A 14,468-nucleotide genomic window follows, 5' to 3' on the forward strand; every position below is an offset into this window, starting at 1 on the left:
CATGTCAGAAAGGCGGGCTGGGGCGGGAATTGTCAGCGAGTGATTCGCGATGTAAGCAAGCGTGTCATGTGGATGCAAATGAACAGGTCACCATAAATGGCGACCCCACGGGTTCAGCGTGATTTTGTAGGGTCGCCATTTATGGTGACCGCATAACGGCTCAATGCGTTAGCTGATTAAACGCCTTCTCAATAATCTCCAACAACAGCGCGTTATCAACCGCTTGCATCACATGCACCAACGCGCCCGTTTGCTCTGGCACACCGATATCGAGGCGCAGCGGCGTGCGATAACGCCAACTTTTGCCGCGCGTTGCACCTGGACGCAATTCAATATCCACATGATAATCCACGCCATCGGCCACGCGCTGATTGAGCAACCACGCGACGACCAACGCATCATGAATCCAGCAGCCCGGCAGATTGCGGGTACGAATAGAGTAATCGATCCACGGACGCAACGTCTCGCGGATAAACTGCGGCAGCGGATGATCGCTGGCGGTCAGTCGCGTGAGATCCTGATGCGTCATCAGCGTCTGCGTAGTGGCATCCATCGGCACCAACGTGATGGTCGCGCCGCTGTGCAGCACCTGATGCGCTGCTTCGGGATCGAGGCCAAAATTGGTGTCTTTGATGTAGTCATCCAGCGCAAACACGCCACCCATGATCACAATCTCAGCCACCGATTCCGCCATTTGCGGATAACGTTGTAGCGCCTGCGCCACATTGGTTAACGGGCCGATCGCCACCAGCGTAAATTCGCCGGGATTATCGCAAATTAGCTGGCCCATCACGCCCGCCGCATCGTTACCATCCGCCGGAAGACGCTGCGGCTGTCGCACGCCGCGCCACAGTTCACCGAGCTTTTCATCGGCCACATGATCAAGGCGCGCACGCCACGGCGCTGGATCTTCGCGCAGCGCCTGTAACGCGCCCTGCACCACTGGAATATTCAAACTTAGGCGCTGCAACAGATCTTTCGCTACCTGCGCACCGACTGCGCTGGGTGTGTTGCCGGTTACCGTGGTGATCAGTTCCAGCGACAGCGACGGCGAAGCCAGCGCTAACGCAATTGCCAAGCCATCATCGGTGTTAGCACCGGCGATGCCGTTTCCTGGGTCACAATCAATAATCAATCTTTTCATAATGTTATAGTTTTATTCTGGTTGAGAGAGCCGGCAGCCACAGGATTCACCAATCTCAAGATGGTGAGGGAACTCCGCCAATTTCGCATCGCCATCCCAGTTTTTGAGCATGGCAATTGCGCTGCGCGCCATATCGCGCAGCGGCTGACGTACGGTGGTGAGCGTTGGCACATGAAACGCCGATTGCTCGGTACCGTTGAAACACACCAGCGCGACATCCTGCGGGACGCGCAGTCCATGTTCAGACAGCGCGCGGATGCAGCCAATCGCCTGGCCTTCATTACTGATAAACAACGCACGCGGCACACGGTTGCTGGCGATCATGCGCTGCGTCGCTTCATAGCCGCCCTGCCGCGTATAGTTGGCCGGGAAGATCAACGCTTCATCGGCCAGCAAGCCTTTTTCCGCCAGCGCATCGCGCCAGCCCTGAATACGATCCTGCGCATTGAGCATCTCGAGCGGCCCGCTGATCATGCCAACCTGCTGATAACCGTGGCTGATCAAATGCGCGGTAACCTGGCACGCCGCTTCGCGTTCGTTCACCCGCAGCATGCTAACGCCTGCACGCGGTTCAATGCGATCGAGCATCACCAACGGCGTGCCGCTGGCCTGAATCACATCAATGTAGGGATGGCGATCCACGCTGTTGTAAAACAGGCCATCAACCTGGCGATTAAGCAGCCCCTGAATGATTTCCAGCTCGCGTTTATGGTCGTCACCGGCATCACCCAGCAGCATCACGTGGCCGTGATTCATCGATTCCTGCAACAGCATGTGCGCCATCGAGGCAACAAACGGGTTGGCGATATTCGGCACCACGAGACCAAAGGTTTTGGTGCTGCCCGACGCCAGCGCGCGCGCCACCGCATTCGGGCGATAGCCGGTTTGCTTAATCGCTTCCAGCACGCGCAAGCGAGTCGCTTCTGCCACCGGGCGCGGGCCGTTATTGATCACATAGCTGACCACCGCCACCGAGGTTCCCGCCGCTTTCGCCACATCGTTGCGCGTTACATTACCGGTTGGAGATTTCGCCATTCCTTGCCTCCGTATAAATGCCATTGGCCGGAAGCGCCGGCCAATGGTGATTCTCTGTTACGCGATCCTGCCGATTAAATAGCATCTTCCGGCAGATTAAGATCGCGTCCGCGCGTTTCTGGCGCGACAAACGTGGTGAGGAAACCGATGGTTGCCATCGCCGAGAAGTAGACCGCAATCGGCCACCAATGCCCGGTAAACGATAGCAGCGCTGCCGCGACTAATGGCGCGGTGCCGCCAGAAAGAATCGATCCCAACTCTTTCGCCACCGCCATCTTGGTGTAACGACGTTTGACGCCAAACATCTCCACGCCCCAAGCCGCCTGCACGCCGAAAATACCCAGCGAAGCCAGCGCCATGCCGACCACAATCACCGTCATCACAATGGCGGGATCGCGGCTGTCCATCAGGCTAAAGGCGGGCCAGGCGTAAAACATCAGCAATAAACAGAAGCAGCGATAGGTGATGCGGCGGCCAAAGCGGTCGGAAAGCCAACCGGCAAACGGAATGATCAGGAAACCGAGCAGTGAAGCGATGAATACCGCGGTGGTTGGCACCGATTTATCCAGCATCAGCACTTTCGCCACGTAACCGACGATAAAGCCCTGCGCCAAATAAGATGGGCCGTTTTCGCCGATGCGCAAGCCAACCATGGTCCAGAACGCGCGAGTACGGCGCCAGAAGCTGCGGGTGTCCACTTCCTCTTTGGCCTGCGCCAGCGTAGCGTTACGTTCAGCCTGCAACTCAGCTTGTTGACGCTCAAACACCGGCGTTTCGCGCAGATTACGGCGAATCCACAGCGCAACAACCGCAATCAGCACGCTGCTGAGGAACGGAATGCGCCAGCCCCACGCCAGCAAATCTTCTTTGTCCATCTGAATCACCGCCAGCCACACCAGCGACGCAATCAGCGTGCCGCTGTTGGAGCCAAGCGCAATCACCGATGAAACCAGGCCACGACGTTCAACCGGCGCGTATTCGCCCAGCATTACCGTGCCGCCGGATAACTCCGCGCCCGCGCCCAAACCTTGGGTAAAGCGCAGCAGCACCAGACACGCAGGTGCCCACACGCCGATGCTGGCGTAGGAAGGAATCAGACCGATTAACGTGGTGGAAGCGCCCATCAGAATGATGGTGGAGATCATCACGGTTTTGCGGCCTTTGCGGTCGCCGATCCAGCCAAACAGCAATGCACCAATCGGACGGGCAATAAAACCGACCGACCAGGTAGCAAAACTGGAAAGCAAGGCGATAGCCGGTGTGGCTTCGGGGAAGAAGACGTCGCCAAAAATGATGCCAGCAGCAAGGCCATACAGCGCAAAATCCGCGTATTCCATTGCGGTACCGAGCCAGCAGGAGAAAGTGGCGCGCCAGAAGTCTTTGCGGCCGGAAGTGGTAGCCAGCCGCGCGTCGGCAGCTGAAGAAGGGTTGGGTGAATCTTGTTGCGCAACGGAGTGATGGACCGTCATAACCATTTCCCTGATAAGAGGTAAAAACAGTAAACGCCCTTCCGTGGGTCGGTTCCCTTGCAACAAGCAGAACTCCCCGGTGGCGACGTTCAGTAAGCAAACCTGGATGAAAAATCAGTAATGAATTCCCTGGTGTTGGAATTCGCATCTTCGCCTGTTCTCGCCGATGTATGGTTCATCGATCGCATTAGTGAGGCAAATGTAACTGTGTCATCTCAAGGCCAACTTCATCAGTGGCACCGCGAGTTATCACTATGGACATAGTCTATCTACGCGCGTAGATAAATCAAGAAAAAATAGTGATATTTATTAGTTAACCTTCACTATAACTCAGGGGTATAAGACGAAATTAGCGTTAATTCATGACATTACATCTAATGCACGCAAGCAAAAAAACGTCCAAAACGTGCCTGATTGACGATTATTGCTTACCATTTGGCGTTGATGAATGATTCTTCAACGCGCTTTTTTTCGCATACTTCAGTGAAGGTTTAATGACAATTACGCACTACGCTTAAATCCAATCGGTTTAGGTGATTCACCGCTTGTCTGCATTACACTGGAGCCAGAAGACTCAGGAGCCTTATGACTATTATCCTTATGCGACACGGTAAACCCGATCATCCCGTCGGTGGACGTTTCAGCGCACGCGCGCTGGCCGACTGGTGTGAAGGTTACGATCTGGCTGATATTTGCGATTCGCCGCCGCCGCGCAGCCAGACGATTGCGCGCCAGGCCAGCGTGATTGCCACCAGCCCGCTGCCGCGTGCGCGCTCCTCATTGGAAAGGCTGGGATTGCAGCCGCACGCCGTCGATGCGGTATTTAGTGAAGTGGCGATTCCGTCGCTGCCGTTTGAACGCTTACATTTACCGCTCAACGTGTGGCTGGCGTTGCTGCGTTTGCTGTGGCTGTGCGGTTACGCCGGACATGTTGAATCGGTGCAACATGCCCGCGCCCGCGCCAGGCTGGCGGCGGACAAACTGGTGGCGTTATCGCAGCAAGGCACAGTGTTGTTAGTTGGGCACGGCATCATGAACAAACTGATTGCGCGTGAGCTACGCAAGCGCGGCTGGCAGGCCGAGAAACACGCCAGCAGCCGCCACTGGAGCAGTGCGATTTATCATCGTCCCTTTATTTAAATAGAAGGTTTGAGTTGGAAATAGCTCAACACTTCACAGCCAGTGCCGGCCTGCGGCGTGGCAATCACCTTCATCTGCTGTAAATCAATCAGGCTCAGCGATCCGTCACCTTCGTTGGCAATCAGTAAACTGCGATTATCTTCACTGAAACATCCATCCATCGGCTTGTTGCCAACTTGAACATCGCCAAGCGGATTGAGCAAATCATCAAACAGCGTCACCACCGGTTCCTGATCGCCAATCGCCACCAAGCGTTCGCCGTTGGCGCTAAAGCGCACCACCTGACACGGCTGCTGGTGGCCCGGCAACTTCAGACGCTGGCGTATGCGATGGCTTTGCCGATCCACCACATACAACAACGGCGCATCGGCGGCGCTGGCCACCAGATAAGGATGCTTCGGCGAGGCAGCAATGCCGGAAATCGGTCCAGGCATCAGGATGTTGTCGATAATGCGCCCTTCTGCCTCGCACAAATCCACCACCGTGATGCTGGCGTCCTCTTCGTTTTCCGTGAACAGTTTGCGCCCGCTGGGTGAAAGCGTCAGCCGATGCGCATTGTGTGAAGGCAACTGAATGGTTTTCTCCAGTTTATCGCTGACGGGATCGATCACCGCCACCACCGCACTGTTCTCACAACAGAGATAGACTTTGCCGTCGCGTCCCAATTGACCACTGTGCGGCGCTTTGAGGGGAGACAAATCGATAAAGCCGCTGATCTGGCGCAAACGCAAATCGATGATCGCCACTTTGTGGCCGGGATGCGGATTGTCGCCATGAATACCGTCGCCATAAATCGGCACATACGCCTTTTCCAAATGTGGCAGCATCAGCAGTTCATGCGGACGCGGCGGGAAGGCGTTGAGCTCCTGCTCAACGGCAAAAGAGTCGGGATTGAGAAACAGCACGCGATTGCCCTGCTTATCGACCGCCAGTAACCCACGGTTGTGTCGCTGCATAGTGTCTCCTTTTTTCATCACCAGCTTTAAGCGTAGCTAACCCACCATAAACCTGAGATATCCAGCCTGAGACCAGGGAAAAATGTAGCCAGGTTAACCAGTGATCGATCCCGCACGTTTTAATCCAGGCCGCGATGAACGCCATGCAACGGTTATTTTATTAGGAATAGTCTTAAGCAGGAAAAATAGAACCCACAGCAATCTCACCTTTTATTTATGGTTAATTTAAATCTTAACGGCTTCTTCATTTTCCGGATTATCTGAAAGCGAAAAAAAGAGATAGCCTGGCCGCACAGAATGTTTTATTAAGCATAGGAGAACACTTTTCACACAGCCTAATGGACAAAATAGAGCGCTCAGCGCCAGCATCAGGGAAGCCTTGCCACCATAATCACAATAATCAGGTGCATCATGAATAAAAAACGTCTCCAGCCAGCGTTAAGCCTCTGGCACAATTGGAAAAGGCTCGCCTTTACCAGCCAGACGCTGCTGCAAAAGAAACAGCATAATGCGCTCTGCGCGCCGGAATACGATCCCAGCGAAGAGGACAATATCGTGTTGCTTTCTGGCGAGAAAGATCTGCCAGAGATTCCTAAAATAGTCTGGATGTATTGGGATAATGAATATTTGCCCAAATCGATGGCGCTTAATATTAAAAAATTGCGTCGGGATAATCCTGATCATCAAATTCACTTATTAAACCGCTTAACGGTAAAAGAAGTATTACCTGACTTTATCTTTACCTCTTCACAATTAAGTGAACAACAAAAGAGCGAAGTGATTCGTTTGGAATTGTTGTTACGTTATGGCGGTATCGCGATTGATTGCAGCACCTTGGTATTTGAAGATCTTTCCTGGGTGCATCGCGCACATCAGGAACGCCGCATGGATGTGATTGGTTATTATCGCGAAAATTCCACCGTCAATTATCTGGCACCGGTGATTGAAAACTGGTTCCTTGCCGCAGCACCGAATAACCCGTTTATTCGTGAATGGCAGAAACATTACGCGCCGATCAAACATCTCGGCGAACAGAATTACTTCAGTGAGCTGAGCAAACGCGATGATTTTTCATTGCTGACGCAGAAGATTGAACAGCCAGAACAACAACTGGGTTCACTGGCGCAGCAGGTTGCCATGCGCGAACATCGCCGGGTGAATCTTTATCTGCGCAAATGCGAGGCTAATGCCTATTATTATCAACGCCTGAGCGGCTGGAAAAGTGAGGCTTTTGCCCACGCGGTGTTGTTCCATCAACGTCCGCACAACCCGCCGCCGGTGATCAAACTTAGCGGCAATGAGCAATTGCATCTCGACTTCAACTTGCGATTGGGCAACTACAATCGCGGCAGCCTGTTGGGCCAAATGATGCAACCGCATCCGCCGATCACGCTGGCTTCACCCATCAACAAAGCGCGCGCGTAGCCAATGGATAAACGTGGTCACCGCCCGTGGCACTTGAGCAGCATACGGGCGAACCACCCACAAACGATCGGCGAAGGCATCAACCGCTTGCCACTGCGGTAAAACCTGTTGCAGCGTGCCGTTGGCCAGCGCCGCGCTGGCGCTGAAATCCGGCAACATCGCAATGCCTAAGCCCTGCAACGCCGCGTCGCGAATCGACTCGCTGTTGTTAGTGGCAAAGTTGCCCTGAATCTTCACCTGCTCGGTTTCACTGCTGCCGTCCACCAATCGAAAGCGCCACTGCGGCGGCTCCAACCCACGCGGATAATACAGACAATTGTGCTGCGGCAACGCCTGCGGTGAATCGGGCGTGCCGTTTTGCGCCAGATAAGTCGGCGACGCCACCAGCAACGCGCGAGTTTCACACAGCGGCAGTGCAACGTGCGTTTCCGGCAAACTGTCGCTGTGGCGGATCGCCAAATCGAACCCTTCGCTGCCCAGTGATACCAGCCGATCGGTGACATCCAGTTGCAAGCGCACTTGCGGATACTCACGCAGGAAATCGCCAATAATCGGCACCAATTGCTGACGCGCAAACGCCACCGGTGCGCTCACCCGCACCATGCCGCGCACCGGGCCTGCTTCATCGCGGATGCTAAAAAAACTCTGCTCGATGCGCGCAAACGGATCGCGCAACTCATCCACCAGCTTTTCTCCAGCCGAGGTTAGCCGCACGCTGCGCGTAGTGCGCTGCACCAACGCCACGCCCGCCATTTTTTCCAGCTCTTTAATCTTCTGGCTCATTGCCGCTTTACTGACATCTAAACGTTCGGCTGCACGGGTAAAACTGCCGAGTTCAGCCAGCACGGTTAGCCAGTGCAAATGGACCCAAAGGGCATCGGTTTTCATATCTTTCATGGTGATTGTTCAAAATAATAAATAATCAATTCAGACAGCGCGCTTTTTCTTTCCTGCAGCAAGCGGCAGCATAGAGCCACATCCTACTCTTTTCATGTAAGCAAAAACGAGGGTTTATTTATGCCGTTACTGACATTCGATGTTATTCAGGGCCGCTCTGAATCAGAGCTGCGCACGCTTTTGGATGCGGCACATCGCGCGGTATTAACCGCCTTTAACGTGCCGGCACGCGATCGTTATCAGATTGTTCATGAAAATAAACGCTATCAGATGGTCTTTCAGGACACCGGTTTAGGTTTCGAGCGCAGCGATAATTTAGTGATGGTGCGCGTTTACACCAGCCCGAGAAGTGAAGAACAGAAATGCCTGTTTATGGCAGAGTTAGCGCGCGAGCTTCAGGAAAACTGTGGCGTACAGGGCAACGATTTGATGATCAGTTTTATCACAAATAGTAAAGGCGACTGGAGCTTTGCCGACGGTGAAGCGCAATACCTAACCGGCAAGCTTTAATTTCCCTCCTCTGCCCTCACTGGCAGTAGCGATTGCGTTGCTGCCAGACCAAACCACAGCCAGCTTAAACCCGCCTTAAACAGATCGGAATGCATCGCACAAATCTGGTTGGATGTGTTGCAGCAATGTGACACCCAAGATAGATTGACGCGAAAACCCCCAAAGAGGGTCGGTGACGCAAGGAGTGCGTTTTCATTCAAGATGAGGATCTGACGTTGTCCGAATTAGTTTCGGTTGTACTCTTTTTGGCTGCGATTGCGGTCTACTCCTTTAAAGCTGGGCGAAATACATTTTGGTTTAGCCTGATCCTGCTGCTGCTCACGCTGTTTATCGTGCTTAACGTCACGCTGGTTGCCAGCAACTATTTTACCGGCGATGGCATCAACGATGCGGTGTTGTACACCCTCACCAACAGCTTAACTGGCGCAGGCGTGAGCAAATATGTGGTGCCTGCCATCGGCTTGATCATTGGCCTGTTCTCACTGTTTTGCCTGCTTTCGTGGCTGCTGCGCCGTCGCAAGACGCAGCATCATCTCGGCTGGAGTTTACTTGCCATTGCCTGTGCCGCCGGTTCGGTACAAACCACGCCTGCGTTTCGCCAGGTGAAGGACCTTATCGCCTCGCATTCACAGCTTGCCGATTCTGATTTCGAGACCTATTACAAAACGCCCAACAAGGTGATCGCAGAGCCGAAACTCAATTTGGTCTATATCTACGGCGAAAGTCTGGAACGGACCTATTTTGATCAACAAGCCTTTCCCGGCCTGGCACCAGAGTTAAGCCGCGAAAAAGATAACAGCATCGATTTCAGCCAAACTGAGCAGTTGCCCGGCACCGATTACACCATCGCTGGCATGGTGGCTTCGCAATGTGGCATTCCGCTGTTTGCGCCGTTCGATGGCAATGCTTCGGCTTCGCTCTCCAGCTTCTATCCACAAAATATCTGCCTTGGCGACATCCTGAAAAATTCCGGCTATGAAAACTGGTTTATTCAAGGCGCAGATTTGCGCTTCGCCGGTAAAGACACGTTCCTGCTGTCGCACGGTTTTGACGCCGCCAATATGTACGGTTCGCAAGAGCTAAAAAGCCGCGTTGCCGATCCTAACTATCGCAATAACTGGGGCTATTACGACGACACGGTGATGGATGAGGTGTTTGAGAAATACGAGGAGCTGTCGCGTGAGCAAAAGCGTTTTGCATTGTTCACATTGACGGTGGATACCCATCATCCGGATGGCTTTATCTCACGTAGCTGCCAGCGTAAAAGCTACAGCTACGATGGCAAACCAAACCAATCGTTCAGTGCCGTGGCCTGTTCGCAGGAGCACGTGGCGCGCCTGATTGAGCGGATTAAAGCTTCGCCGTGGTTTAAAAACACCATCATTGTGGTGACATCCGATCATTTGGCGATGAACAACACTGCACATCAATATCTGATCAAACAACCGCGTCATGACCTGTTTATGGTGATTCGTGGCGATCAGCCGCAAGCCGAAGTGCTGGATAGTAAACGCAGCACGCTGGATAACGGCGCGACCGTGTTGGATATCCTCGGCGGTGATAACGCCATTGGCCTGGGCCGCAGCGGCCTTTCATCGACGTCGCTATCAACCGAATTTGACGATATGGCGAAGCGCGTCACTTCATGGAAAGCCGATATCATCCAGCTGTGGAATTTCCCCAGCAAGATGGATAACTTCACCGTCGATCAGCAGAAAAACACCTTCACTTTCTCTGGTGCTACCTTCAAGTTGCCAATTCTGTTCCGTGTTTCAGACAAGCATGTCGAACCGTTGCCAGAAGGTGAATATTCGGCCCCCTTACGCTATCAACTGGCCGATTTCTCTGCCACAGACAAATTTGTTTGGGTAGATCGCTGCTTCAAAATGGGCCGTTTATGGCAACCCGAGTTGGCGTTATCGAACGACTTGTGCCTTTCGATGGGGCAAATGGGTGCACAACCCAGCGTGGTGCGCATTGATAAACCGCTGTGGAAAGGCAAAGCGACATTCCCGAAAGCCGACGTCAGCGCCGCGACATTTAAGCTTAATGAGCAGCAAATACGCATTGAAGATAATGACATCCGCTACCAAGCTGATAGCTTCCTGTTAAATGTGCCCGGTGCGCCAAACGCGATTAAAAGCTTTAAAGGGATTTCACGTTGGGAAAGCTGGGGACGTTGGTCGAATGCCAATCTGGCACCGGCGGTGAATATTGAATACGTCGATCCGTTACCGGAACGCTTTGATGTGGTGATCACCGCACGCGCTTACGGGCCGAATGCGCATCGTGCAATCCCGGTGCGCGTGGGCGATGAGGAACAGCAACTTAATCTGGGTGATGATTTCTCAACTACCACGCTGCATTTCACTAATCCCACCGGCAGCCATAATTTAACTATCACGCCGCCAGAGCCACAAGAATCGAATCTCGACAATATCGCAGGGCAAGATCCGCGCAAATTGGGCATCGGTATGGTGGATATAAAAATAATTCCACAGCCGTAAAACCAAGACTTTTTTCTTCAAACCTAAGGCCTGCCTGCGAGCAGGCCTTTTTTATTGGCTAATCGCGTTACTCATTGTACGGATTGATTTTTTTCGAGGCATCGCGCAAAGTTTAAACAGACCATTAGAGAACAATTCACGCCCTGGGTAATCTCCTCGTGACTTAAGGAGACAACCAGGAGAGACAAGGATGATTTTAACGATGATCAATACGCATAAAGCCTATCTGGCACTGCAAAATGCTGGCGTAGCCGATAAACAAGCTGAAGTGATGGTGGAGATCTTTGCAGAAATGCAGCAGGAGAATTCACTCACCAAAGCCGATTTATCGCAGGCGATGGAAGGCGTGGTGCGCATGCAACACGCCACCAATAACCGCATGGACACGATGGAGGAGCGTAATAATCATTTTGAGAAAGAGGTAAAAAACCAATTTAGTGCAATCGATATTCGTTTCGATAAAGTCGACCAACGCTTTGAGAAAATTGATCAACGATTCGAGAAAATTGATAAGCGTTTCGATCAAATGGATGAGAAGTTCGACAAGATTGATATCCGCTTTGGGAATATCGATCAAACGCTCGCAACCTTAAAGAATGATGGCCAGTGGGTCAAAGGAATTTTGATGGTGATGGTGTGTACTATGATTACCGCAACGGCTCGATTTATGTTTATGAGCTAGCCGAGCTTAAAACTCTCAACTCGGCTATCTGCCGCTACGCACGCAGCGCTTCCAGCTTTTCGCGCTGCGCCCCTTCCGCACTAAAGTTTTCTGCTGCCAGCCAACGTTCAAAGCCCTGTTTCACCTGCGGCCATTCACCGTCGATAATTGAAAACCAGCAGGTATCACGGCTACGTCCTTTATAGACGACGGCCTGGCGGAAAGTGCCTTCAAACTGAAAGCCTAAACGTTGTGCTGCCTTGCGTGAAGGATGATTGCAGCTATCGCACTTCCACTCATAGCGACGATAACCTAACTGCTCAAAGGCATAACGCATCAGCAGATAGTGCGCCTCGGTGGCCATGCGGGTCTGTTTCAGCAGCGGTGAAAACGCCACGTGCCCGATTTCCAGTGCGCCGTTGGTCGCGTCGATGCGCATTAACGCCAGCGTGCCAACCGCGCGACCGCTGTTGAGATCGATCACCGCGAAATGCATCGGATCGCGGCCATTTTCCATCTTGCTGGCGTAAGCCAAATATGCCGCTTCATCGGCAAAAGGCTCAGCGAACATATAAGTCCAGTCGCGGCCATCGCTGGCTTGCGCATAGGCGGCATACAACTCGCGACCATGACGTTCGGCGCTGAGCGGCTCAAGGCGGCAATAGACGCCATTGAAGGTTTCATAGCTCGGCCAGGCACGAGGTTGCCACTCAGGCAAAGGCGCGCCAACCGGTTGTCCATATTCATTAACGTACTGCGACATGATTCAGTTCCTTTAGCGCGCCTGCGAGGTGAAGATTATCCGCGGAAGAAGATTTCGCCCGATTTGCCCATCACGATCTTACCGGTATCGTCGGTGATTAGGATGTAGTTAGCATTGATATACGCCCAATGTGTACCCGGCTGCGGTGCTGGCAGATGACGGGGTTTCCACTCAACAATGGTGTACTGCTTTTTACGGTATTCATCCGGTACCACCTCGCCCACTTTGTACTCTTTGTAGTCGATGATGATGGTGGTGAGATCGTAATTGTTCGGTGCGGAAGCCGCGCCACTTTGCGGTGGACGAATCGGTGCAACATCGCCGCTGGATTCAGCCGGTTCATTGCTAGCTGGCGCATCGGCTGCGGGCGCTTGCGCTTGTGGATTGGTCGCGGGTGCCTGAGTTTGTGCGTCGGGTGCGGTTTGTTGCACTTGCGGTGGCATTGGTACGGCATCAGTTTGCTCGCCTTCAGCCAGGGCGGCTGGAGTCAGGCTTAAAGCGCCCAGAAAAATTCCTGCAGAAAGAAGGGTGACGTGTGTCCTGCGCATTGGTGATTTCCACTCTGGTTAATTATTAACTGTCCATTTAACTGACAAGTTAAGCACGCAGAAGGTTCCCCCGGCGCGCTTAGCGCGTCAAATTTCGCTGCTCAGCATACCTCAGCTTTAAGGCTTTTTGGCGAAGTAAAATTGCAAGCAACCATGTTAATCGTTGTCTTTTTGCGCCAAATCCATCAATAACGCAATGCCAAGGTAGTTACTCCAGTTAAAGGCGTTTTGCAGTACCACAATCGCATTGCCATTCTGCTTATCAAAACCAATAAAACTGGAGTAACCGCCAATATAGCCAACCTGATAGGTAATCTGCTGCTTGTCATATGTGTCGGTGACCCAGGCAATATTCTGCGATTGATTACCATGCTGCTCATAGCCGTGATTCACTTGCGCGAATGCGGCATTCAGTGATGAACCGGCGCCGTCATGCAGATGCGCATCCAGATAGCGAATCAGGTCGCGCGCGTTGCTGTACAGGCTGGCGGCCGCCACCATATTGTTGCTAAATGACCAATCCGGCGTCAGTTGCCCACGCGGAATCAGTTTCGGTTGGTCGCCGGCATGGCCCAGCGCACGCCACGGATAACCGCGCAGGCTTTGCGGCTTGAAGCTGCTGCTGGTCATGCCCAGCGGCTGGAACATATTGCGCTGCGCCAGCGTTTCGATGTCCTGATGGAAACGATGCTTGAGGATATAACCCAGCAAGGCGTAACCGAGATTGGAGTATTGCGCGGCAGGTCGCGCAGGCGCGCTGAAATCCGCAAGGTAATCCAGCACCGCATCGCTATCCAGGTTGCCGTAGAAATTCTCGCCGCTGCGCAAATAGCCCATGAACTTCATGAACATCCGCAGATCCATATCCTGACGCGGCAGGCCTGACGTGTGCGTTACCAGTTGCAATAAGGTGATGCGTTTCGCATCGGCGCTCATCGGTACATTTGACGGCAATAACGTTGCCAGCGTGTCGTTCCAGTGCAATTCCCCACGATCCACCAGCTCAATAATCACTTCAGCGGTAATGCCTTTGCTGAGAGAACCGAGCGCAAATAAGGTATCGGGCGTAATGGGATAACGGTGCACCGCATCGGTGACACCAAAACTGTAGAATTTGGGTTGGCCGCGTTGATGAATAATCGCGATGCTAATGCCCGAAACCTGCTTCTGCTGCATGTAATGACGCACGATGTCATCGACGTTTTCATTGAAGGTCGCATGCGAGAGATAGACTTTATCGCTAACCGGCGCCGAGGTTTGCGACAGCGTACCGCAGGCGCTGAGCAGCAAACTGATGCATAGCAGCACAGCGCGGGAAATGATGCACCCGGCTAAACGATGGCATCGCAGCGGTTTATTCCTGGTGAAAAGAAACATAACGTTTGATTTATAACTGTTTTTTATTTTGTGCAA

The 14,468-nt window shown here is 52.9% G+C and carries 13 protein-coding genes; 5 read left to right on the forward strand and 8 right to left on the reverse strand.

The annotated features are described in order from the left end of the window. Positions 1–160 precede the first annotated feature (160 nt). The 3 genes from ACPUC7_RS21760 to ACPUC7_RS21770 all read right to left on the reverse strand — a co-directional run bounded on the left by ACPUC7_RS21760 (position 161) and on the right by ACPUC7_RS21770 (position 3,648). Positions 161–1,144, reverse strand: coding sequence for a nucleoside hydrolase (locus ACPUC7_RS21760; protein WP_494924495.1), 984 nt, complete (start codon positions 1,142–1,144; stop codon positions 161–163). 12 nt (positions 1,145–1,156) lie between these two features. Beyond that, positions 1,157–2,179 (reverse strand): LacI family DNA-binding transcriptional regulator, encoded by a 1,023-nt coding sequence (locus ACPUC7_RS21765; RefSeq protein WP_494924496.1) that lies wholly within the window; start codon positions 2,177–2,179, stop codon positions 1,157–1,159. 74 nt (positions 2,180–2,253) lie between these two features. Next, the gene (locus ACPUC7_RS21770) at positions 2,254–3,648 is read right to left on the reverse strand and encodes an MFS transporter (protein WP_343553733.1); all 1,395 of its coding nucleotides are present in this window, start codon (positions 3,646–3,648) and stop codon (positions 2,254–2,256) included. A gap of 585 nt (positions 3,649–4,233) precedes the next feature. Here ACPUC7_RS21770 and ACPUC7_RS21775 point away from each other — a divergent pair. Next, positions 4,234–4,788, forward strand: coding sequence for a histidine phosphatase family protein (locus ACPUC7_RS21775; protein ID WP_494924497.1), 555 nt, complete (start codon positions 4,234–4,236; stop codon positions 4,786–4,788). Here ACPUC7_RS21775 and ACPUC7_RS21780 read toward each other — a convergent pair. After that, complete coding sequence (locus tag ACPUC7_RS21780) at positions 4,785–5,744, reverse strand: YncE family protein (protein ID WP_494924498.1); 960 nt, start codon at positions 5,742–5,744, stop codon at positions 4,785–4,787. The two genes, ACPUC7_RS21775 and ACPUC7_RS21780, sit on opposite strands and share 4 nt — an antisense overlap. A 411-nt stretch (positions 5,745–6,155) precedes the next feature. Between ACPUC7_RS21780 and ACPUC7_RS21785 the strand changes: the two genes are divergently transcribed. Next, complete coding sequence (locus ACPUC7_RS21785) at positions 6,156–7,169, forward strand: glycosyltransferase family 32 protein (protein WP_494924499.1); 1,014 nt, start codon at positions 6,156–6,158, stop codon at positions 7,167–7,169. Here the strand turns inward: ACPUC7_RS21785 and ACPUC7_RS21790 are convergent. Next, on the reverse strand, positions 7,143–8,066 hold the full coding sequence (locus tag ACPUC7_RS21790; protein WP_494924500.1) for a LysR family transcriptional regulator: 924 nt from the start codon (positions 8,064–8,066) through the stop codon (positions 7,143–7,145). The genes ACPUC7_RS21785 and ACPUC7_RS21790 overlap by 27 nt on opposite strands. Positions 8,067–8,186: 120 nt before the next feature. Here ACPUC7_RS21790 and ACPUC7_RS21795 point away from each other — a divergent pair, with 120 nt between their 5' ends. From ACPUC7_RS21795 to ACPUC7_RS21805, 3 genes are all read left to right on the forward strand, one after another. Further along, positions 8,187–8,576: a tautomerase family protein gene (locus ACPUC7_RS21795; protein ID WP_343553725.1), complete on the forward strand. Its 390-nt coding sequence runs from the start codon at positions 8,187–8,189 to the stop codon at positions 8,574–8,576. Positions 8,577–8,791: 215 nt separating this feature from the next. Then, positions 8,792–11,083 (forward strand): phosphatidylglycerol--membrane-oligosaccharide glycerophosphotransferase, encoded by a 2,292-nt coding sequence (opgB, locus tag ACPUC7_RS21800; protein ID WP_494924501.1) that lies wholly within the window; start codon positions 8,792–8,794, stop codon positions 11,081–11,083. 190 nt (positions 11,084–11,273) lie between these two features. Continuing rightward, positions 11,274–11,765 carry a hypothetical protein gene (locus ACPUC7_RS21805; protein ID WP_494924502.1) on the forward strand — a complete coding sequence of 164 codons (492 nt, stop codon included), beginning with the start codon at positions 11,274–11,276 and terminating at the stop codon, positions 11,763–11,765. Between the two features lie 34 nt (positions 11,766–11,799). On the opposite strand, the gene ACPUC7_RS21810 is transcribed toward ACPUC7_RS21805, so the two are convergent. From ACPUC7_RS21810 to ACPUC7_RS21820, 3 genes are all read right to left on the reverse strand, one after another. Further along, a complete protein-coding gene (locus ACPUC7_RS21810) occupies positions 11,800–12,507 on the reverse strand; it encodes a GNAT family N-acetyltransferase (protein ID WP_494924503.1) in 708 nt (235 codons plus the stop codon). A 35-nt stretch (positions 12,508–12,542) separates the two neighbouring features. Continuing rightward, positions 12,543–13,055, reverse strand: coding sequence for an RcnB family protein (locus tag ACPUC7_RS21815; protein ID WP_494924504.1), 513 nt, complete (start codon positions 13,053–13,055; stop codon positions 12,543–12,545). A gap of 156 nt (positions 13,056–13,211) precedes the next feature. Then, entirely contained in the window at positions 13,212–14,432 is a 1,221-nt protein-coding gene (locus tag ACPUC7_RS21820; protein WP_494924505.1) for a serine hydrolase domain-containing protein, read from the reverse strand. Positions 14,433–14,468: the final 36 nt, after the last annotated feature.

The organism is Pantoea sp. CFCC18179 (assembly GCF_059412405.1).